The sequence below is a fragment of the Pseudonocardia zijingensis genome, assembly GCF_042657305.1.
GTDB classification, from domain to species: Bacteria; Actinomycetota; Actinomycetes; order Mycobacteriales; family Pseudonocardiaceae; genus Pseudonocardia; species Pseudonocardia zijingensis.
Genome location: NZ_JBHSKO010000001.1, coordinates 397838 through 418378 on the forward strand (window position 1 = coordinate 397838; position 20541 = coordinate 418378).

Below are 20541 nucleotides of genomic sequence, written 5' to 3' on the forward strand. Positions count from 1 at the left end.
CCGGGTCAGGCGCCGCCGAGCCGGCCCCGGCCCAGCCGCAGCAGGAGCAGCGCGAGGTCGCGGCCCTCGCTGCCCAGCTCGCGGAAGCGGGCGAGCACGGCCATCTCCCGGCTGTAGACGATCCGCGGTCCGCCCGCGGCCATCCGGGCCTTCCCGATGCGCTTCGACACCTCGGTGCGGCGCTTGACGAGCCGCAGGATCTCCGCGTCGAGGTGGTCGATCTCGAGCCGCAGGGCGTCGATGTCGTCGGCGGTGGACGGGGTGGCGGTGTCGTCGCTCGTCACGGTCACGGTCTCCTCCTGCATGTGCCCGGCCCGGTCCCGTGACGCGCGAACGCCCCGGGTCCGATGGACTCCGGGGCGTCGTGGGGGCTGGTCAGCTGGCCACGGGCACCGGTGTCCGGTACCCGTAGAAAAATCGCCTGCTGAGCAATGGCACCCCCGCAGTGTGCCACAGCGGGGCCGTCGGGGTGCGGCGGTACCCTTTCGAACACGATGAGCGCGCTGTTCGAACTCCCGACCGACAACCCCGTCCGCCCCGCCACCGAGCGCGGTGCGGCCCTGCTGGAGGGGCTCAACCCGCGGCAGCGCGAGGCGGTGGTCCACGGGGGCTCGCCCTTGCTGATCGTCGCGGGGGCGGGGTCGGGCAAGACGCGCGTGCTCACGCACCGCATCGCCTGGCTGCTCGCCGAACGGGGGGTGCACCCCGGTGAGATCATGTCGATCACCTTCACCAACAAGGCGGCGGCCGAGATGAAGGAGCGGGTCGACGCGCTCGTCGGCCGGCGGGCCAACGCGATGTGGGTGTCCACGTTCCACTCGATGTGCGTGCGCATCCTGCGGCGCGAGGCCAAGCACCTGGGCGTGCGCAGCGCGTTCTCCGTCTACGACGCCGACGACACGCGCCGGCTCGTCGGGCTGGTGGTCCGCGACCTCGAGCTCGACCCGAAGAAGTTCTCCGCCCGCGGGGTCGCCGCGCAGATCTCCAACCTCAAGAACGAGCTGCTGTCGGCCGACGACGCCGCCGAGCGGGCCGCCAACGACTTCGAGCGCAAGGTCGCCGAGGTCTACGCCGTCTACCAGGCGCGGCTGCGCACCGCCAACGCCTTCGACTTCGACGACCTGATCATGGAGACGGTGTCGCTGCTGCAGCGGCTGCCCGCCGTGGCCGAGTACTACCGGCGCCGGTTCCGCCACGTGTTGGTCGACGAGTACCAGGACACCAACCACGCCCAGTACGTGCTGGTGCGGGAGCTGGTCGCGCCCGCGGCCGAGGGCGTCGAGCCCGGCGAGCTGTGCGTGGTGGGCGACTCCGACCAGTCGATCTACGCGTTCCGCGGCGCGAGCATCCGCAACATCGTCGAGTTCGAGCAGGACTTCCCCGACGCGCGCACGATCATGCTGGAGCAGAACTACCGCTCCACGCAGCGCATCCTGTCGGCGGCCAACGCGGTCATCGCCCGCAACCCGAACCGCCGCGACAAGCGCCTGTGGTCCGACCAGGGCGACGGCGCGAAGGTGGTCGGGTACGTCGCCGACAACGAGCACGACGAGGCGGCGTTCGTCGCGCAGGAGATCGACCGGCTCGTCGATTCCGGCGAGGTCCGCAACTCCGACGTCGCGGTGTTCTACCGCACCAACTCGCAGTCGCGGGTGTTCGAGGACGTGTTCCTGCGGGTCGGCCTGCCGTACAAGGTCGTCGGCGGCGTGCGGTTCTACGAGCGCAAGGAGGTGCGCGACGCGCTGGCGTACCTGCGGGTGCTGTCCAACCCGGAGGACACCGTCAGCCTGCGGCGCATCCTCAACGTCCCCAAGCGCGGCATCGGCGACCGCGCCGAGGAGCAGGTCGCCACGTACGCCGACCGCGAGCGCATCTCGTTCGCGGCGGCGCTGCGCGTCGCCGCCGAGCAGCCCGAGCGCATCCCCGGGCTGGTCACCCGGTCGCAGCGGTGCATCGCCGCGTTCGTCCGGCTGCTCGACGAGCTCACCGAGCTGGTGGAGCGCGGCGAGGAGACCGCCGAGATCCTCGAGGCCGTCTACTCGCGCACCGGCTACACCGACGAGCTCGAGGCGAGCGACGACCCCCAGGACGGCTCGCGCCGCGACAACCTGGCCGAGCTGGTCACGGTGGCGCGCGAGTTCGCGGGCGACGCCGCGGTGGCCGACCTGGACGAGTCCGACGTCGAGGCCGGCGCGCCCGCGCCCGGCTCGCTGGCGGCGTTCCTGGAGCGGGTGGCACTCGTCGCCGACGCCGACTCGATCCCCGACCACGACGAGGGCATGGTCACCCTGATGACCCTGCACACGGCCAAGGGGCTCGAGTTTCCGGTCGTGTTCCTCACGGGCTGGGAGGACGGCGTCTTCCCGCACATGCGCGCGATGGGCGACCCCGCCGAGCTCGCGGAGGAGCGGCGGCTGGCCTACGTGGGCATCACCCGCGCCCAGCAGCGGCTGTACCTGTCCCGGGCCATGATCCGCTCGTCGTTCGGGCAGCCCAACGCCAACCCGGCGTCGCGGTTCCTCGCCGAGGTGCCCGACGACCTGGTCGAGTGGCGGCGCGCCGAGCCGGAGCGCTCGGCCCCGGTGGGGCGGTTCGGTTTCGGGAAGCGTCCCGGCGCCAGCGACCGCGGCAGCTGGAACGTCCCGAAGGCGGCGCTCAAGGCGTCGATCTCGCTCGACGTCGGCGACCGGGTCAACCACGACAAGTACGGCCTCGGCACCGTGATCGAGTCCGACAAGTCCACCCAGCGGGTGCTGATCGACTTCGGCAGCGCGGGCACGGTCCGGCTGATGCTCATCGGCGGGGTGCCGCTCCAGAAGCTGTAGCTCTTGCTGATCAGGCCTGGTATCGAGGCGCCCTCCTGGTGGCGCCGCGCATCGTGCGGGGCCGCCCCGCCCAGGTCAAGGGCGCCTACGGCGTCGCTGTGCGATCCGCTCCGCGGACCATTGACCTGCGAGCCCCTGCGGCAGGCTTCGCGGGCAGGCCAGGGGCCTGCCTGACCTGGCGCGCGGCGCCACCAGGAGGCTGTCTCCCCTTGAAGGGCGGAGCCGGAGGTATCGCGGCGATCAAGGCGAAATGGTCGCTCCGAAAGATCATCCAGCGACCTTTTCCCCTTGATCGACGGCCGGGGAGGCGATCGGACTCAGTACGAGATCCCGCGCTTGCGCAGCCAGGTCAGCGGGTTGATCTTGGTGCCCTCGGAGCTCCAGACCTCGAGGTGCAGGTGCGGGCCGGTGGAGTAGCCGCGGTTGCCGATCTCGGCGATCTCCTCGCCCGCCTTCACCTTCTGGCCCTCCCGGACGAAGGTCCGGTTGACGTGCCCGTACACGCTCTGCGTGCCGTCGGTGTGGCGCAGCACGACCCAGAGCCCGTACCCCGTGGCGGGGCCGGACTCCTCGACCACGGCATCGGTGAGGGCGTAGATCGGGGTGCCGATCGGGCCCGCGATGTCGATGCCCTCGTGGGACCGGCCCCACCGGCTGCCGAACATCGACGTCAGGCGGCCGACGGTCGGCTTCACGAACGCGGTGTCGCCGTAGAGGGCGGCCTCGGAGGCCCCGTCGGCGAGGGCGGCCTTGATCTTCGCGGCCTGCCGGGCGAGCTCCCGGCCGATGTCCACGGCCTTGGCGAGGTTCTGGACGTCCACCTGGGAGGCCGGGTCGAGCGCGTCCACCGCGAGCGGGTCGGGCAGCAGCTGGTTGCCGCCGATCGCGCCGTCGAACGCGGAGGCGGAGGCGTCGGCCGGCGCATCCTTGGTCACCGCCGCGACGGGCTGCAGGGCGGCGACGGCCTGAGTGTTGTCCTCGAGGAACGTCGTGGCGAGGGTCTGTCCGGCCGCGACCACCGCACCCGTGGCCACCGCCGCGACGGTGGCGCGGCCGCGCACCGATGCAGCAGGTGGCGCCGGGAGACGGTGCACGCCAGGGATGTCGGCGACGCGCAGGGGCGTCGTCGGTACCTGGTCGTCCGCCTGGGCGCCGCTGGGGGAGCGGTGGCGCGCCAAGACCTGCCCTTCTCGACTGACCGGGGCGCCGTGTCGGGACCGGACGGCGTGGGCTGGGGGACCCGCGGTGGCGTTCGGGGACACCACCGATGCCGCCGTGATCGGCCTGTGACACGGTCCGGGGGAAGGTAGCGGGAGCGGTTCGCTACCGGCAACTCCTCGCTCGGCGTGGCGATGTGGTCGACGGAGCGTCAGATTTCGTGCGGCGAGTGCTCGAGTGGCGCGTGGAAGTGACTCGCGAGTAGGGCTGACCTGGGCGGAACGGCCGAGCGTTGCGCGGCGTTCGGCTCAACGCGGTGGCGACCCAGTGCACGGTGCGGGGGTCGATCGACAGCGCCAGGTGACCGACGTCACGTATTTCCAGCTCCTCGACATCGAGGTCGGGATGCCGCAACCGGCCGTTGCGCTGCGGGAGCACCATCTGGTCCATCCGGCTCCAGACCACCAGGAACCGCGTGTCGCACGACGGCGCGGGCTGCGCGAGCTCCGCGAGCACGTCCGAGCCCGGGCGGAGCTGGCGGGCGAGCGCGGTGGGCAGCAGGTGGGCCGCGAGCGTGCCCTGGTGCGGGCTGCCGAGGGTGACGAGCGTGTCGACGGCCGCGCTGCCGCCCATCCGCTGCACGTAGTAGCGGGCGATCATCCCGCCGAGCGAGTGGCCGACGATGTGGATCCGGTCGGCGCCCGCGAGCTCGCGCAGCTCGTCGACCTGGCGCCGCAGCCGGTGCGCGGCCGTGCGGATGTCCTCGGTGAGGATGCTGTAGTTCACGGCGTGCACGACGCCGAACCCGCGGCGGCGCAACGTGCGGCGGAACACGGTGAAAACCGATCGGTTGTCCATGATCCCGTGCAGCAGCAGGATCGGGGTGCCCGCCGCCTCGACGTCGGTGACCACCAGGCTGCGGCGCACCGGCGGCAGCGGGTCGGTGCGGTGCGCGGTGGGGGTCTGCAGGTGCTCGTGCACGAGCCCGGCCGGGTAGACGGCGAGATGGGCCGCCAGCCAGGCCCCTTCCACGGCGATTCCCCGCAGACCGGCCGGGCTGCCGAACGTGCGGGCGGCGTAGGCGCCCGCACGGGTGACGTCGGCCGCGACGGCGTGCGCCGCCGAGGCCACCCGAGCCAGGCGGTCCACCCCGTCATGGACCAGCGCCATGGGACAACGGTATGTGAGCACCGGCGTCGACGCCCGTTCTGACACGTCCCCCGCAACGGTGGTGATGCGGGGTGACTGCCGTCACCGGACCAGGTCAGGGCGGGTGCGGCAAGCGTCGCTAGGGTCGTCGGGGCAGCGGATGCGCGGGCCGTACGCCCGCGACGCACAGCGGAGTGGGCAGGGAGACCCGAGTGGACCTCTACGAGTACCAGGCGAAGGAGCTCTTCGCCGCGCACGGAGTGCCGGTCCTGCCGGGCCGCACGGTCGAGACGGCGGAGGAGGCAGCAGCCGCCGCCGCGGAGCTCGGCACCGCCGTGGTGGTGAAGGCCCAGGTGAAGACCGGTGGGCGGGGCAAGGCAGGCGGCGTGAAGCTGGCGCAGACGCCCGAGGAGGCGAAGGAGAAGGCCGCCGCCATCCTCGGCATGGACATCAAGGGCCACACGGTGCACCAGGTGCTGGTCACCGAGGCCAGCGACATCGCCGAGGAGTACTACTTCTCGTTCCTGCTGGACCGGTCGAACCGCACGTTCCTCGCCATGTGCTCCGCCGAGGGCGGCATGGAGATCGAGCAGCTGGCGGTGGAGCGGCCCGAGGCGCTCGCGCGCGTGCCGATCGACCCGATCGCCGGGGTCGACCGTGCGAAGGCCGACGAGATCGTCGCCCAGGGGAAGATCCCGGCCGCGGTGGCCGACCAGGCCGCCGAGGTGATCGTGAAGCTCTGGGAGACGTTCGTCTCCGAGGACGCCACCCTGGTGGAGGTCAACCCGCTGGTGCGCGACCCGCAGGACAAGGTCGTCGCGCTGGACGGCAAGGTCACCCTCGACGGCAACGCGGACTTCCGCCACCCGGGCCACGCCGACCTCGTGGACCAGCGCACCGAGGACCCGCTCGAGGCGAAGGCCAAGGCGAAGGACCTGAACTACGTCAAGCTGGACGGTGAGGTCGGGATCATCGGCAACGGTGCGGGCCTGGTGATGTCGACGCTGGACGTGGTCGCCTACGCCGGGGAGCGGCACGGCGGGGTCAAGCCGGCGAACTTCCTGGACATCGGTGGTGGCGCTTCGGCCGAGGTGATGGCCGCGGGTCTGGACGTGATCCTGGGTGACCCGGCGGTGAAGAGCGTGTTCGTCAACGTGTTCGGTGGGATCACCGCGTGTGACGCGGTGGCGAACGGGATCGTCGAGGCGTTGAAGATCCTCGGCGACGGGGCCACCAAGCCGCTCGTGGTGCGGCTGGACGGCAACAACGTGGTCGAGGGCCGCCGGATCCTCGACGAGGCGAACCACCCGCTCGTCACCCAGGTGGACACCATGGACAACGCGGCCGACAAGGCCGCCGAGCTGGCAGCGGCGGGAGCCTGACCCATGTCGATCTTCCTCAACGAGAACAGCAAGGTCATCGTCCAGGGCATCACGGGCGCCGAGGGCACCAAGCACAGCACCAAGATGCTGGCGGCCGGCACGAACATCGTCGGCGGTGTGAACGCCCGCAAGGCCGGCACCACGGTGACCATCGGCGGCAAGGACCTCACGGTGTTCGGCACCGTGGAGGAGGCGATCAAGGAGACGGGCGCCGACGTGTCGGTCGTCTTCGTGCCGCCGCGGTTCGCCAAGGACGCCGTCATCGAGGCGATCGACGCCGAGATCCCGCTCTGCGTGGTGATCACCGAGGGCATCCCGGTGCACGACTCCGCCTACTTCTGGGCGCACGCGAGCGCCAAGGGCGGCAAGACGCGGATCATCGGCCCGAACTGCCCGGGGATCATCTCGCCCGGGAAATCGAACGCCGGGATCATCCCGGCCGACATCGCGGGGCCGGGCCCGATCGGGCTGGTGTCGAAGTCGGGCACGCTGACCTACCAGATGATGTACGAGCTGCGGGAGTTCGGCTTCTCCACCGCGATCGGCATCGGCGGCGACCCGGTGATCGGCACCACCCACATCGACGCGCTCGAGGCGTTCGAGGCCGACCCGGACACGAAGGCGATCGTGATGATCGGCGAGATCGGCGGCGACGCCGAGGAACGCGCCGCGGACTTCATCAAGGCCAACGTCACCAAGCCCGTGGTCGGGTACGTTGCCGGGTTCACCGCGCCCGAGGGCAAGACGATGGGGCACGCCGGGGCCATCGTGTCCGGCTCGGCCGGCACCGCCCAGGCCAAGAAGGACGCCCTGGAGGCGGCCGGGGTGAAGGTCGGCAAGACCCCCAGCGAGACCGCTCAGCTGATGAAGGACATCCTCTCCGGCTCGTAGTCGCCGAACGTTCGCAGAGGGGCCACCTTCCCGCGGGGAGGTGGCCCCTTCTGCGTCCCGGAACTTCTAATGCGACTCCTGTTGCATTTGGGACGGATTCGGGGTACCGTGCTCCCGTGCGCAGCTGACACCTCCCTGCCCGCGTCCGCGGCTCCGCCCGGCGGGTTCCGGTTCGTCCGCGAGGTGTCGTCGTGTCAACCCCTGCCATCGTCTGCTCCGGCCTTTCGTTCGACTGGCCGGACGGCACCCCGGTCCTGCGCGACCTGGACGTCGCGTTCGGCCCCGGCCGCACCGGCCTCGTCGGCGCCAACGGGTCCGGCAAGTCCACCCTGCTGCGGCTCCTCGCGGGCCGGCTCGTGCCCACGCGGGGGACGGTCGGCACCACCGGGGACGTGGCCCTCCTGCCCCAGGACGTCGCCCTCGACCCCGAGCGCAGCGTCGCCGAGCTGCTCGGGATCGCCGAGCAGCGGGCAGCGCTGTGCGCGGTCGAGGCGGGGGACGCGTCGGCCGTCGCGGCGGTCGGGGACGGGTGGGACGTGGAGGAGCGCACCGTCGCGGAGCTGACCCGCCTCGGCCTGCCGGCCGATCTCGACCGCCCGGTCGGCGCGCTGTCGGGCGGCGAGGCCGTGTTGACCGCGCTGGCCGGCCTGCTCGTGCGCAGGCCCGCGATCGCGCTGCTCGACGAGCCGACCAACAACCTCGACCGCAGGGCCCGCGCCCTCCTCCACGCGGCCGTGACGACCTGGCCGGGCGTGCTGCTCGTCGTGAGCCACGACCGGGAGTTGCTCGAGCTCGTGGACGGGATCGCCGAGTTGCGGGACGGCGCGGTGCGGCACTTCGGCGGTCCGTTCTCGCAGTACGAGGCCCGGATCGCCGCAGAGCAGGACACCGCACGGCGTCTCGTCCGCGTGGCCGAGGCCGGCGTGCGGCGCGAGCGGCGTCAGCTCGTGGAGGCGCGCGTCGCGCTCGACCGGCGCGTGCGCTACGCGAACACCGATCACGCCAACAAGCGCCGACCCAAGGTCATCATGAACGCGCGGCGCCGGGAGGCGCAGGTCTCGGCGGGCAAGCACCGGATCCTGCACGAGGTACGGGTCGGGGCCGCCCACCGCGAGCTGCGCGACGCGGAGGCCGCCGTCCGCGACGACGACCGGATCCGCGTCGACCTCCCGGGCACGGCGGTGCCTGCGGGCCGCACGGTGTTGGAGGTCGACGGCCACGTGGTCCGCGGCCCGGAGCGGATCGGCGTGCTCGGCGCGAACGGCAGCGGCAAGACCACCTTGCTGCGCCGGCTCGCGCCCGCGGTGCCGCACGCCCACCTTCCTCAGCGGCTGGACGTCCTCGACGACGACGCGCCGGTCCTGGACAACGTGCGCGCCGCGGCGCCCGCGCTCACCCCGCAGCGTGTCCGGGCCGGGCTCGCCCGCTTCCGCGTGCACGAGGTCGACCGGCCCGCAGGCACGCTCTCGGGAGGGGAGAGGTTCCGCGTGGTTCTGGCCCGGCTGCTCCTCGCCGACCCGCCGCCGCAGCTGGTGGTGCTGGACGAGCCCACGAACAACCTCGACTTCGACTCCGGCGACCGGCTCGCCGAGGCGTTGGCGGCCTTCCGGGGCGCGCTCGTGGTGGCGAGCCACGACCTGCCCTTCCTGCGGCGGATCGGGTGCACCCGGTGGTGGAGCGTGGACGGTGGCCTGCACGAGGTGCCCGAACCGGGCCCAGGCTGATCGCCCCCCGGGCCCCTGTCGCGCTTGATGGACTACGTTCGGCGGCACCGCCTGCGCTGGACCGCGGGGAGTCCGCACGGAGGGAGATCTCCTCATGAGCGAGCTTGCGAGCGCATCATGGGTCCAGCGCCTCGGGCGAATGCCCGTGACGAGCGCCAGCGAGGAGTCGGCATGAGCCAGCAGCCCCAAGGACCCGGGCAGCCGTCGCAGCCCGCGTCGCCTTCGCCGTCCGGAACGGGCGCGGCCGGCGCCGCCCCGAGCTCCGAGTCCACCCCCACGTCCACCGAAGGCCCCCAGCTCGCGCCCGGTCCGGCCCGCCTCCTGGTGTTCGCCACCGCCGGGCTCGGCCTCGTGATCTACGTGCTCAGCTTCGTGGAGCTCGGGCTCTCGGGCAGCCTCATCGGCTTCCTGCTGGTGGGCGGCGGGCTGCTCGCCGCCGCCGCGGTGCTGCCCAAGGTCGGCCGGGTGCTCGTGCCGGCCGCCGTCATCGTCGTCACCGGCACGTTGTTCCTGCTGCAGGCGGTGGCGCAGGGCGGGGCGTCCACCACCGCGATCGTGGCGCTGGTGCTCGCGTTCCTGCAGGCGGTGGCGGTGATCGGAGCCGTCCTGCTCGACGCGGGCCTGGTCAAGGCGCCCGCCCCGCGACCCCGCGCGCCCCAGGGGTACGGGCAGCCCGGCTACGGCCAGTTCCCGCCCGGGTACGGCCAGCAGGGCGGCTACGGCCAGTACGGCGCCCAGCAGGGGTACGGGCAGCAGGGCTACGGGGCTCCCGGCTACGGCCAGGGCCAGCCCGGCCAGTTCGGCCAGCAGCCCGGCTACGGGCAGCAGGGGTACGGCCAGCAGGGTTACGGCCAGCAGCCGCAGGGCGCGCCGTGGGGGCAGCAGTCCGACCCGGGGCGGTCCTCCTCCAGCGCCGGGGCCCCGAGCTGGTACTCCGGGGGCAACGAGGGCGGCGACACCCCGAGTTCGCCGGGCACCCCGTCCGCCTCGGGCGAGCCCACCACCGCCATCCCCCAGACCCCGCCGGCCCCGTCGCAGTCGCGGCCGGAGAACGGCGACTCCGACCAGGGCAGCGCCGAGGAGACCCGGATCATCCAGCAGCCCGGGCAGAACAACCAGCCCGGGTCCTAGGCGCCGCAGGCAAGGCCACCCCGTAGTTCAGGAAAGCCACATTCAGGGCCGCAGCGGCCTTGAATGTGGCTTTCCTGAACCTCCCGGCGCGCCCGCGGCGAGCCTGCTCCACCCGAGCGGGTAGCGCTGCGACCCTGGGCGGGTGACGCGCACCCTCGCCGGCACCGACCACGAACCGACGCCCGACCCGGACCACGGGCCCGCCACCAGCGGGGTCGAGGGGCTCGACCGGCTGCGGTTGCTGCTGGCCGGGGCGATGGGCACGGTCCTGCTCAGCTACGCCCTGCTCGTGCCCGCCGCCGCGGTGGTGATCTTCACGGCCGGCGGCGCCGTCTCGGTCGACGGCGCGTTCGCCGCGGCGATCCCGCTCTGGCTCGCGGCGCACCAGATCCCGCTCGTGCTGGAGGGCCAGCCGCTCAGCGTGCTGCCCCTGTTGCCGACGGCCGGGGTTGCCGTCGTGATCGCGCTGGGCGCCGGGTGGACGGCGCGGCGCCTCGGGTGCAGGCCCCGGCACGATGCGGGCGCCGTGCTCGCCTCGGTGGCCGGTGCGCACGCGGCGGTGGCGGTGCTGGGCAGCGCGCTGCTCCCGCGGGCCGCGGAGGTGGCGGTGGCGCCGTGGTCGGCGATGGTCGGGGGCGGCCTCGTGGCCGGGCTGGCGGCCGCCACCGGCGTGCTGCGCGCGTGCGGCCTGCCTGCCGACATCGCCGAGCGGCTCCCCGCCTGGGTGGGCCCGGCCCGGCGCGGCACCGCCGTGGCGCTCACCGGGCTGGCGTGCACCGGATCCCTCGTCCTGCTGGCGGGGCTTGCCGTGCGGGCGGGCGCGGTGGCCGAGGCGTACTCGCACCTCGCCCCCCGTTTCGGCGCAGGGGTGGGCGTCACGTTCCTCGCGATCGCGTACCTGCCCAACGCCGTGATCGGCGGCATCGGATGGGCCCTCGGCCCCGGCGTCACGGTCGGGGCCGCCACGGCGTCCCCGTTCGTGACGAACGCCGCCGCCCCGTCGAGTTTCCCGCTCCTCGCCGCCATGCCGGCCGGGGTGCCGCCGGCGTGGGCGCTCACCGTCTTCCTGCTCCCGCTCGGGGCAGGCGTGCTCGCGGGTCTCACCTGCAGGCGAGCGGCTCCCGTCCACCACCGGTTCTCCGCTGGGCTCGCCACGGCCTGCACCACCGCGGCCGTCACGGGGTTGCTGGCCTTCCTGGCCGGTGGGCGCCTGGCCACCGGCCCGTTCGACCCGGTGCGACTGCCCATCGTGCTGCTGGTGCCCGCGGTGCTGCTGTGGGTCGGGGTGCCCATCATGCTGATCGCGGTGATGCGCCCGGGGTCGGAGACCGCCGGGTTCCGGACGCGCCGGCCCGCGGCCGACGACCCGGAGGCAGGCTCCGGCGACGAGCCGGCCGGCGCCCGGGATGCGGCCCCCGACCGTTCGGGGGCCGACGACGAACGCCCGGATTCCGCCGCCAGGTCGGGTGACGCCGACCCCGATTCAGACGCCGATCCCGACGCCGATTCCGACGCCGATCCCGACGCCGAGGTCGCTGCCGAGGTCGCTGCCGAGGTCGCTGCCGCCGACGACACAACCGACGCCGCCGCCGATGGTGACGCCGATGGCGGTGCCGACGAGGGTGCGGCCGACGAAGGCGCGGCCGACACGGCCGACAAGAGCGCGGCCGACAAGAGCGCGGCCGACAAGAGTGCCGCCGACGACGAGAATGGTGCCGACGGGAATGCCGCGGACGCGGGCGACGTCGAGGCCGACGGCCGTGATGGCGACGCGGGCGCTGCGGACGAGGGTGCTGCGGACAAGCGCTCTGCCGAGGCTCCGTCCCGCGCCGGGTCGGCGGAGGACACCGCCGCGGACGAGGAACAGGTCGCGGACGAGCCCGAGCCGGCCCGTCGCAGGAGCCGGCCGTCGTCCCGGCGGGAGAAGCGCGCCGTCGACGCCGGTGACGCCGATGCCGCGCCGCGTGCCGAACCGGCGGAGGACGCCTCGGGTGAGTCACGCAGCAGGGCCCGCTCGTCGCCCCGCACGGAGGAGCGTGCCGCGCCCCGCCGCATCCCGGCGACCCGCCCCGCGCGCCGCCGGTGGTGGCAGCGGTCGCGGCCTGCGGAGGAGCCGGCGTCGGACGTTCCGGAGCAGCGTGGGCCGCAGACCGTGGCCGATCTCGTCGCGCAGCGCGCCGAGGAGGCCGCTGATCGGGGTGTGAAGGGGCGCGAAGACGGCCGGTGACGGATCCGAAGGCGGTGTGACCTGCGCCGCCGCCTACTCTGGACACCGTCATCCGCGTTTCGCCCGCCCCTCGAGGAGCTCCTGCGTGCCGAGCCGTTCGTACCGGGTCGACATTCCCGTGCCGGCCCGGGTCGTCGTGCTCGTGTCCGGGTCGGGCACGCTCCTGCAGGCGCTGTTGGACGCCGCCGCCGAGCCGGGCTACCCGGCGCGGGTCGTGGCCGTCGGCGCCGACCGCGACGGCATCGAGGGTCTCGCGCGCGCCCGGCGGGCCGGGGTCGCGACGTTCGCGGTGCGGGTCGCCGACCACGCGAGCCGCGCGGAGTGGGACGCCGCGCTCGCGAAGGCCGTGGCCGAGCACCGCCCGGATCTCGTGGTGAGCGCGGGTTTCATGAAGATCCTCGGGCCGGGTTTCCTGGCGGAGGTCGGCTGCCCGATGATCAACACGCATCCCGCGCTGCTGCCCGCGTTCCCCGGTATGCACGGCGTGGCCGACGCGCTGGCCTACGGAGTCAAGGTCACCGGCGCCACGGTGCACCTCGTCGACGACGGCGTGGACACCGGCCCGGTGCTCGCCCAGAGCGCGGTGCCCGTCGAGCCCGGTGACACCGTCGAGTCGCTGCACGAACGCATCAAGATCGAGGAGCGGCGGCTGCTGGTCGGCACCGTCGCCGCGCTGGCCCGGGAAGGGGCCACCGTGACCGGACGAGAGGTGACCATCCTGTGACCGAACGCCGCGCCGTGCGCCGGGCCCTGATCAGCGTGTACGACAAGGCAGGGCTGGCCGAGCTGGCCGCAGGCCTGCACGCGCTCGGCGTCGAGATCGTCTCCACCGGCTCCACCGCGCAGCGGATCGCGGACGCGGGCGTCCCGGTCACGCCGGTCGAGCAGCTCACCGGGTTCCCCGAGTGCCTCGACGGGCGGGTGAAGACGCTGCACCCGCGCGTGCACGCCGGCCTGCTCGCCGACACCCGCAACCCGGCGCACGTCGCGCAGCTCGCGGAGCTGGAGATCGCACCGTTCGACCTGCTCGTGTCGAACCTCTACCCGTTCACCGAGACGGTGGCGTCGGGGGCCACGCCCGCCGACTGCGTCGAGCAGATCGACATCGGCGGGCCTGCGATGGTCCGCGCGTCGGCGAAGAACCACGACAGCGTGGCGGTCGTCGTCGAGCCCGCGCGGTACGACTGGGTGCTCGAGCAGGTGAAGAACGGCGGGTTCACCGTCGAGGAGCGGCGCGTGCTGGCCGCGGCGGCGTTCCGGCACACCGCCACCTACGACGTCGCCGTGGCGTCGTGGATGGGCAGCGTGCTCGCGCCCGAGGAGGACGCGGGGGTCTTCCCGTCCTGGGTCGGCGCCACCTGGCAGCGGTCCTCCACCCTGCGCTACGGGGAGAACCCGCACCAGGCGGCCGCGCTCTACGTCTCCGGGCAGCCCGGGCTGGCGGCAGCCGAGCAGCTGCACGGCAAGGAGATGTCGTACAACAACTACGTCGACGCCGACGCCGCGTGGCGCGCCGCGCACGACCACGACGGGCCGTGCGTCGCGATCATCAAGCACGCCAACCCGTGCGGCATCGCCGTCGGCGCCGACGTCGCCGAGGCCCACCGGCAGGCTCACGCCACCGACCCGGTGAGCGCGTTCGGGGGCGTGATCGCCACGAACGTCGAGGTCAGCGTGGAGATGGCCGAGCAGGTGGCGGACGTGTTCACCGAGGTCGTGGTGGCGCCCGGCTACGCGGAGGGCGCCGTGGAGCTGCTCTCGCAGAAGAAGAACATCCGCCTGCTGCGGCTCGCGGGCGAGGTCGAGCGCCGGGGTGCGGAGCTGCGGCCGGTGTCCGGGGGCCTGCTGCTGCAGCAGCGGGATGCGTTGGACGCCCCCGGCGACGACCCGGCCACCTGGACGCTCGCCGCCGGTGAGCCCGTGCCCGACGACGTGCTCGCCGACCTCGCGTTCGCGTGGCGGGCCTGCCGGTCGGTGAAGTCGAACGCGATCCTGCTCGCGACCGCGGGCGCCGCGGTCGGGATCGGGATGGGGCAGGTCAACCGGGTCGACTCCTGCCGGCTCGCGGTGCAGCGCGCGGGTGACCGCGCGCAGGGCTCGGTGGCCGCCTCCGACGCCTACTTCCCGTTCGCGGACGGCCTCGAGGTGCTGCTCGAGGCGGGCGTGCGCGCCGTCGTGCAGCCCGGTGGCTCGGTGCGTGACCAGCAGTCGATCGACGCGGCCGCGGCGGCAGGCGTCACGATGTACTTCACGGGCACCCGCCACTTCGCTCACTGAAAACCGGTCGCGGCCACCCTGCCATGATCATGTGGTGAGTACGGCCACGCACACCGAGCACGGCAACGGGCAGGTCGCCCGTGCCGGCGAGATCCTGCGCACGTCGTCGGGTCCGGGGTGCACGGCATCGCCATTCCCGGCACCGACGACCACGACGAGATGGGCGTCTTCGTGGAGCCCGCCGAGTGCGTCGTGGGCCTCGCCCCACCGGTGCCGCACTACGTGTTCCGCACCCAGCCGGAGGGCGCCCGGTCCGGCCCCGGCGACACCGACCTGGTGATGTACTCGCTGCGCAAGTACCTGCGACTGGCCACGAAGGGCAACCCGACGGCGCTGCTGCCGCTGTTCGCGCAGACCGAGGCGGTACTGGTGCTCACCCCGCTCGGCGAGGAGCTGCGTGCGCTGGCGCCCGCCGTCCTCTCGCAGCGGGCCGTGCGGGAGGTTCTGCGCCACGGTCGCCTCACGTTGCCGATGCCCGCCGCCGAGCGGGAGGAGGTGCTGCGGGTCAAGTCCGGCGGTGTCCCCGAGCCGGCGGACGTGCTGGACCGCATCGCGGCTGTGCAGGCCGAGATCGAGGAGCGGCTCGACGCGGGGCGCACGCCGCTGCCTGCCGAGCCCGACCTCGGCGCGGTCTCGGCGTGGGCCACCGCCGCGCACCGCCGGCACTGGGCGTAGGTCTGACCGACGAAAACCGGTGGCACCCACCGCTACCGTGATCGTCATGGCTGCATCGATACGGCTGCGGCGCGACGCTCGGGCGCCGCGCAGCTGATCCGCCCATCCGGGCTCTCTTCCGCTCTGCGCGCGTCCGATCCGGACCCCCGTCCCGATCGATGTGAAGCGCAGGTCCCGTCATGCCCTCGTCCTCCCGCCGTGCCTTCGGCGGCCGGCACGAACTCGGTCAGAACTTCCTCGTCGACCGCCACGTGGTCGCGCGCATCGCCGCGCTCGTGCCACCCGGTCCCGTCCTGGAGCTCGGCGCCGGTGACGGCGCACTGACACGGCAGCTCGCCGTGCGCGCGGGCGACGTCACCGCCGTCGAGCTCGATCCCGGCCGGGCGGCCGGGCTGCGGCGCGCCCTCGGCAGGCGCGTCCGTGTCGTGCAGGCTGACATGCTGCGGTTCCGGTTCGACGCCGCCGTCCCCAACGTCGTCTCCAACGTCCCTTTCGGCATCACCACGCCCGTGCTGCGTCACCTGCTCGCGCAAGGCGCCTGGACCACCGCCGTGCTGCTCCTGCAATGGGAGGTCGCCCGCAAGCGCGCCGCCGTCGGTGGCACGACGCTGCTCACGGCGAGCTGGTGGCCCTGGTACGAGTTCGGTCTCGCCGGCCGCGTACCCGCCTCGGCCTTCCGGCCGCGGCCGGGCGTCGACGGCGGAATCCTCGTGATCCGCAGACGCCAGGAGCCGCTCGTGCCGCCCGCGGAGCGGGTGGCCTACCAGCGGCTGCTCCGGGAGGCGTTCCGCGGTGACCGATTGCTCCCCGCGATCCGGCGGGCGGTGCCCGCCCCACACCGCTGGCTGGCGGCGCAAGGCCTGGACGAGTGGGCCCGCCCACGCGAGCTGACCGCTGAGATGTGGGCTGCCTTGTACGAGGCCGCGTCGCCGCGACGACGGAATCGTTGACGACCGGCACCTGGCCTTGAGCGTCCATCCACGGTCCACTATCATCGAACACGCGTTCGATCGGCTGTCTTCCCCACGGCCTGAACTCTTGGGAGGGCATGCGTGGGTGGGGTCATTGCCGCGGCCGGGCAGCGGGCCGATCCGGCCAGCCGGGTCGAGCTCGCCCGTGGGCTGCTGCGCCGCGTGGAGGGCCGGTCGGCGGCCGTGCGGCCGGCGCCCGAGCCCGACGGCGGGCTGCTCCCGGTGGCGCCACCGCTGGCCCGGCTGCTGCCGTCCGGTGGGTTGCGCCGCGGGTCCACGGTGGCCGTCCAGCCCGGGCCGGCCGCCACGTCGTTGCTGCTCGCGCTGCTCGCGGAGGCGTCGGCGGAGGGGGCGTGGGCGGCGGTGGTCGGGCGCCCGGAGCTCGGGTTGGTCGCGGCGGCGGAGGCCGGGGTGCGGTTGGAACGGCTCGCGCTGGTCCCCGAACCGGGGCCCGACCTGATGGCCGTCACCGTCGCCCTGCTCGACGGGATGGACGTCGTGGCGGTGGCGGGCGCGGAGCGGGCCGGTGTGCGCGCCGCCGAACGGCAGCGGCTGGCCGCGCGGGCCCGGCAGCGCGGTGCGGTGCTGGTGGCGCTCGGGTCGTGGCCGGGTGCCGACCTGGAGCTGGGCTGCGCCGAGGCGGGGTGGCAAGGGCTGGGCACCGGGTCGGGCCGGCTGCGCACCCGGCAGGTTCGGGTGCGGGTGCGCGGGCGGGGCCTGGCTCCCGGCGGGCGGTCCGCGGGCCTGCTGCTGCCCGCGCCCGGCGGTGCGGTTGCGGCCGCGTCGGCAGCCGCCGAGATCGCCGTGCCGCACGTCGAGCAGGAGGCGGTATGAGCGCGATCGAGGCGCCGGCCGAGGCCCGGGAGGACGCCCCACCCGCGGGTGCCATGCGCGTGCTGGCGTTGTGGTCGCCCGACTGGCCGGTCACCGCGGCCGCGCTGGCGGCCCACGTCCCGGCCCACCGTCCGGCGGCGGTGATCGTCGCGGGCCGTGTGCTGGCCTGCTCGGCGGTGGCCAGGGCGCAGGGGGTGCGCCGCGGGCTGCGCAGGCGCGAGGCGCAGGCGCGGTGCCCCGACCTCGCGGTGCTCGACCGCGACCCCGACCGCGACGCCCGCGCGTTCGAGCCGGTGGTCGCCGCCGTGGAGGAGCTGGCGCCCGGGGTGGAGGTGGTCCGGCCCGGGCTGGTGGCGCTGGCCGCGCAGGGTCCGGTGGGCTGGTTCGGCGGGGAGCAGGAGGCCGCGGAGGCCCTCGTCGACCGGGTGGCCGCCCGCACCGGTGTCGAGTGCCAGGTGGGGGTGGCCGACGGGTTGTTCGCCGCAGTGCTCGCCGCCCGGCGGGCCCTGGCCGTCGCGCCCGGCGACACCCCCGCCTTCCTGGCCCCGCTCGGCGTGGAGGAGCTCGACCGCGAGCCCGACGTCGACCGCTCCGAGCTGGTCGGGCTGCTGCGCAGACTGGGTCTGCGCAGCCTGGGGGCGTTCGCCGCGCTCGACGCCGAGGACGTCGCCTCCCGGTTCGGCGCCGACGCCGTGCGGTGCCACCGGCTCGCGCGCGGCCTCGACCCGCGGCCGCCGGTGCGCCGCGCCCCGCCGGAGGAGCTCACCGTCGAGGTCGAGCTGGACCCACCCGTCGACCGCGTCGACGCCGCCGCGTTCGCCGCTCGCGGGCTCGCCGAGCGGCTGCACGCCACGCTGGCCTCGCACGGTCTCTCGTGCACCCGCCTCGGTGTCGCGGCCCGCACCGTCGGCGGGGAGGAGCTGCACCGGATCTGGCGGTGCGCCGAGCCGCTCACCCCGGCCGGCACCGTCGACCGCGTCCGCTGGCAGCTCGACGCGTGGCTCACCCGTCGCCGCCGGTCCGGGGACGTGCCGGACGACGCCGAGGGTGCGGTGGCCCGCCTGTGGCTCGTGCCGGAGGAGACCGTCACGGCGGGGGCGCTGCAGCTGGGCCTGTGGGGCGACGTCGGGGAGGCGCGCGAGCGTGCCGGGCGGGCGCTGGTGCGGGTGCAGGCGCTGCTCGGGCCGGAGGCGGTGGTCACCGCTGTGCTGGTCGGCGGGCGCGACCCGGCCGAGCAGGTCCGGCTCGTCCCGTGGGGCGACGACCGCGACCTGGGTCTCCCCGCGCCCGCCCCCGCTCCCGGTTCGGACGAACGGCACTCTCGTCCGATAGAGCGGGACGAGAGTGCCGCTCGTCCGAAGGGGGAGGAGCGCACGTGGGCGAGCTCCGGCCCGCTCGTGGCGCCCGCGGGGTGGCCGGAGGACGTCGTGCGCCACACCGGCCGGGTCTCCGCGGCCGACCTGCCCGAGGCGGAGCGCATGCGCACCACAAACCGGCGCCGCCGGGTGCCGGTCCCGCGCCCCACCGGCCGCTCCACGCCCCGCGAGCCCCCGCCGTCGTGGCCCGGTCGGCTGCCGGCGCCGTCGCCTGCCACCGTGCCGCCTCAGCCGCTCCGGGCCGAGCTGCTGGCGGCCGACGGCAGCCCGGTCCTGCTCCGCGCGCCCGACCTGCTCTACGGGCTGCCCGCCACCCTCGTGGTCGACGGCGGCGAGCCCCGCCAGGTGCAGGGGTGGGCCGGGCCGTGGCCGGTGCACCAGCGGTGGTGGGCGCCGGGCAGCGCGGAGGCGAGCCGCCTGCAGGTCTGCCTGCACCACGGCGACGCGCTGCTGCTCCAGTTCCGGGAGGGGAGGTGGTGGGTCGTCGGCGAGTACGACTGAACCGCGGGTCAGCCCCTTGCCAGCTCCTCTGTGGAGAGCGCGAAGCGGGCCAGTGCGTTGGCGAAGGCGTCGGCGTTGCGGTCGAGGGCGGTGCGGTCGACCGTGTCCAGGCGGTCGCAGGGCTGGTGGTAGCAGCGGTCGTAGGCCTCGCCCGCGGTGCCGCCCCAGCGCTGCGCCTCCTCGGCCGACTTGACCTCCTCGGCGCCGGTGAACAGCCCGCCGGACGGGATGCCGTTCTCGATGAAGGGGCCGTAGTCGGAACGGCCGCTGAAGTCGGTGCCCGCCGCCTGCACACCCGCCGCGGCCAGCCCCTCCACGAGCACGCGCTCGATGGCGGCGGACCCGGCCGGGCCGGGGCCCTCGCCCGCGCGGTCGGAGTCGTCGCCGTCGTAGACGAGGTAACCGGCGTTGGGCGAGCCGACCATGTCGAGGTTGATGTACAGCGCGATGCGCCCGCGCTCCTCCTCGGACAGGCCCTGCACGTACGAGGTGGAGCCGACCAGCCCCACCTCCTCGGCGCCCCAGAAGGCGAACCGCACGGCGTTCGCCACCGGCGGGGACGAGCCGAGGCGCACGGCGGTCTCCAGGAGCGTCGCCACACCGGTGCCGTTGTCGTTGATGCCGGGGCCGTCGGGCACCGAGTCGAGGTGGGCGCCCGCCATCACGACCTCGTCGGGGTTGCCGGTGCGGGTCTGCGCGATCACGTTGCGGCTCTCGGTGTCCTGCGTGGTGGTCACGAGCGTCAACGTCACGGAGGCACCCGCCCGGCCGGCGAGCGCGTCGCCCGCCTCGCGGGACACGCCGCCGGTGGGCACCACGCCGGTGGCGGCCTCGCCGAGCGTGCCGTCCTCCAGCGGCCCGTCCTCGTTGTTGATCACGATCAGGCCGGCGGCGCCCGCCGTCGCGGCGTGGCCTGCCTTCTGCGCGAAGGGGCAGGTGCCCCGCCGGACGAGGGCGATCGAGCCGGGTGTCACGGCAGCCGCGTCGGCCGGGTCGCAGCCCTCGCCCACCATGAGGGTGAGCGGCCCGGTGACACCGGCCTCCGGGGTGGTGGGGGAGAAACCGAGCGCCGAGACCGCCACCTCCTCGCCGTCCACCGCGAGCCGCTCCTGCTGCACCTCGAACCGCCGCGCCGTGAACGTCGGCATCTGCACGTCGTAGCCCGCGTCGCGCAGCACCCGCACGACGTGGTCCACGCTCGCGTCGTAGCCGGGGGTGCCGAGCGCCCGGTTGCCCCCGTGGGTGTCGGCGATCCGCTGCAGCTCGGTGAGGTGGGCCAGTGCGCCCTCCCCCGTGACCTCCTGCACCAGCCGCGACGGCAACGCCGGGTCGGGTGCCGGGGGCGCCGGTGGGGCCGGCGCCCCGCACGCCACCGCCGTGATCGCAACGAGTGCCAGCGCGCGCACGGTCCGCATACGGG

The 20541-nt window shown here is 74.4% G+C and carries 15 protein-coding genes and 1 pseudogene; 12 read left to right on the top strand and 4 right to left on the bottom strand.

The features are described from left to right. Positions 1 to 5 precede the first annotated feature (5 nt). Positions 6 to 305, bottom strand: coding sequence for a chorismate mutase (locus ACFPL3_RS02220; protein ID WP_343947242.1), 300 nt, complete (start codon positions 303 to 305; stop codon positions 6 to 8). 189 nt (positions 306 to 494) lie between these two features. On the opposite strand from ACFPL3_RS02220, the gene pcrA reads away from it, so the two are divergent. After that, positions 495 to 2825, top strand: coding sequence for a DNA helicase PcrA (gene pcrA, locus ACFPL3_RS02225; RefSeq protein WP_343947241.1), 2331 nt, complete (start codon positions 495 to 497; stop codon positions 2823 to 2825). A gap of 317 nt (positions 2826 to 3142) precedes the next feature. Here pcrA and ACFPL3_RS02230 read toward each other — a convergent pair whose 3' ends face one another. Together ACFPL3_RS02230 and ACFPL3_RS02235 are read right to left on the bottom strand one after the other, a co-directional pair. Beyond that, positions 3143 to 3859 carry a M23 family metallopeptidase gene (locus ACFPL3_RS02230; RefSeq protein ID WP_343947240.1) on the bottom strand — a complete coding sequence of 239 codons (717 nt, stop codon included), beginning with the start codon at positions 3857 to 3859 and terminating at the stop codon, positions 3143 to 3145. A 289-nt stretch (positions 3860 to 4148) separates the two neighbouring features. Beyond that, positions 4149 to 5153 carry an esterase/lipase family protein gene (locus tag ACFPL3_RS02235; protein WP_343947239.1) on the bottom strand — a complete coding sequence of 335 codons (1005 nt, stop codon included), beginning with the start codon at positions 5151 to 5153 and terminating at the stop codon, positions 4149 to 4151. A 191-nt stretch (positions 5154 to 5344) separates the two neighbouring features. On the opposite strand from ACFPL3_RS02235, the gene sucC reads away from it, so the two are divergent. From sucC to ACFPL3_RS02290, 11 genes and pseudogenes are all read left to right on the top strand, one after another. Beyond that, a complete protein-coding gene (gene sucC / locus ACFPL3_RS02240; protein WP_343947238.1) occupies positions 5345 to 6514 on the top strand; it encodes an ADP-forming succinate--CoA ligase subunit beta in 1170 nt (389 codons plus the stop codon). A gap of 3 nt (positions 6515 to 6517) precedes the next feature. Beyond that, a complete protein-coding gene (gene sucD / locus ACFPL3_RS02245) occupies positions 6518 to 7405 on the top strand; it encodes a succinate--CoA ligase subunit alpha (protein WP_343947237.1) in 888 nt (295 codons plus the stop codon). 191 nt (positions 7406 to 7596) lie between these two features. Then, positions 7597 to 9129 carry an ABC-F family ATP-binding cassette domain-containing protein gene (locus ACFPL3_RS02250; RefSeq protein WP_343947236.1) on the top strand — a complete coding sequence of 511 codons (1533 nt, stop codon included), beginning with the start codon at positions 7597 to 7599 and terminating at the stop codon, positions 9127 to 9129. A 171-nt stretch (positions 9130 to 9300) separates the two neighbouring features. Then, positions 9301 to 10260 carry a DUF5336 domain-containing protein gene (locus tag ACFPL3_RS02255; protein WP_343947235.1) on the top strand — a complete coding sequence of 320 codons (960 nt, stop codon included), beginning with the start codon at positions 9301 to 9303 and terminating at the stop codon, positions 10258 to 10260. 142 nt (positions 10261 to 10402) lie between these two features. Continuing rightward, complete coding sequence (locus ACFPL3_RS02260) at positions 10403 to 12487, top strand: cell division protein PerM (protein WP_379588355.1); 2085 nt, start codon at positions 10403 to 10405, stop codon at positions 12485 to 12487. 85 nt (positions 12488 to 12572) lie between these two features. Continuing rightward, a complete protein-coding gene (gene purN, locus ACFPL3_RS02265; RefSeq protein WP_343945877.1) occupies positions 12573 to 13211 on the top strand; it encodes a phosphoribosylglycinamide formyltransferase in 639 nt (212 codons plus the stop codon). Beyond that, positions 13208 to 14764 (top strand): bifunctional phosphoribosylaminoimidazolecarboxamide formyltransferase/IMP cyclohydrolase, encoded by a 1557-nt coding sequence (gene purH, locus ACFPL3_RS02270; protein ID WP_343945878.1) that lies wholly within the window; start codon positions 13208 to 13210, stop codon positions 14762 to 14764. Before purN ends, purH begins: the two co-directional genes overlap by 4 nt. Positions 14765 to 14875: 111 nt before the next feature. Then, positions 14876 to 15439: pseudogene (locus tag ACFPL3_RS02275) on the top strand (DNA polymerase beta superfamily protein); the annotation flags it as partial. 179 nt (positions 15440 to 15618) lie between these two features. Next, entirely contained in the window at positions 15619 to 16389 is a 771-nt protein-coding gene (gene erm, locus ACFPL3_RS02280; protein ID WP_343945880.1) for a 23S ribosomal RNA methyltransferase Erm, read from the top strand. Positions 16390 to 16563: 174 nt separating this feature from the next. Beyond that, the gene (locus tag ACFPL3_RS02285) at positions 16564 to 17244 is read left to right on the top strand and encodes a hypothetical protein (protein WP_379588384.1); all 681 of its coding nucleotides are present in this window, start codon (positions 16564 to 16566) and stop codon (positions 17242 to 17244) included. Beyond that, a complete protein-coding gene (locus tag ACFPL3_RS02290) occupies positions 17241 to 19121 on the top strand; it encodes a DNA polymerase Y family protein (RefSeq protein WP_379588356.1) in 1881 nt (626 codons plus the stop codon). The genes ACFPL3_RS02285 and ACFPL3_RS02290 overlap by 4 nt, the downstream gene beginning before the upstream one ends. An 8-nt stretch (positions 19122 to 19129) precedes the next feature. On the opposite strand, the gene ACFPL3_RS02295 is transcribed toward ACFPL3_RS02290, so the two are convergent. After that, positions 19130 to 20536: a M28 family metallopeptidase gene (locus ACFPL3_RS02295; RefSeq protein WP_343943667.1), complete on the bottom strand. Its 1407-nt coding sequence runs from the start codon at positions 20534 to 20536 to the stop codon at positions 19130 to 19132. Between the last annotated feature and the right edge of the window lie 5 nt (positions 20537 to 20541).

Excerpts from the sequence above, each read along its gene's own strand:
- ACFPL3_RS02235 (WP_343947239.1), bottom strand. The coding sequence starts at position 5,153 with ATGGCGCTGGTCCATGACGGGGTGGACCGCCTGGCTCGGGTGGCCTCG.
- pcrA (WP_343947241.1), top strand. The coding sequence starts at position 495 with ATGAGCGCGCTGTTCGAACTCCCGACCGACAACCCCGTCCGCCCCGCC.
- erm (WP_343945880.1), top strand. The coding sequence starts at position 15,619 with ATGCCCTCGTCCTCCCGCCGTGCCTTCGGCGGCCGGCACGAACTCGGT.
- sucD (WP_343947237.1), top strand. The coding sequence starts at position 6,518 with ATGTCGATCTTCCTCAACGAGAACAGCAAGGTCATCGTCCAGGGCATC.
- ACFPL3_RS02255 (WP_343947235.1), top strand. The coding sequence starts at position 9,301 with ATGAGCCAGCAGCCCCAAGGACCCGGGCAGCCGTCGCAGCCCGCGTCG.
- ACFPL3_RS02295 (WP_343943667.1), bottom strand. The coding sequence starts at position 20,536 with ATGCGGACCGTGCGCGCGCTGGCACTCGTTGCGATCACGGCGGTGGCG.
- ACFPL3_RS02290 (WP_379588356.1), top strand. The coding sequence starts at position 17,241 with ATGAGCGCGATCGAGGCGCCGGCCGAGGCCCGGGAGGACGCCCCACCC.
- ACFPL3_RS02220 (WP_343947242.1), bottom strand. The coding sequence starts at position 305 with ATGCAGGAGGAGACCGTGACCGTGACGAGCGACGACACCGCCACCCCG.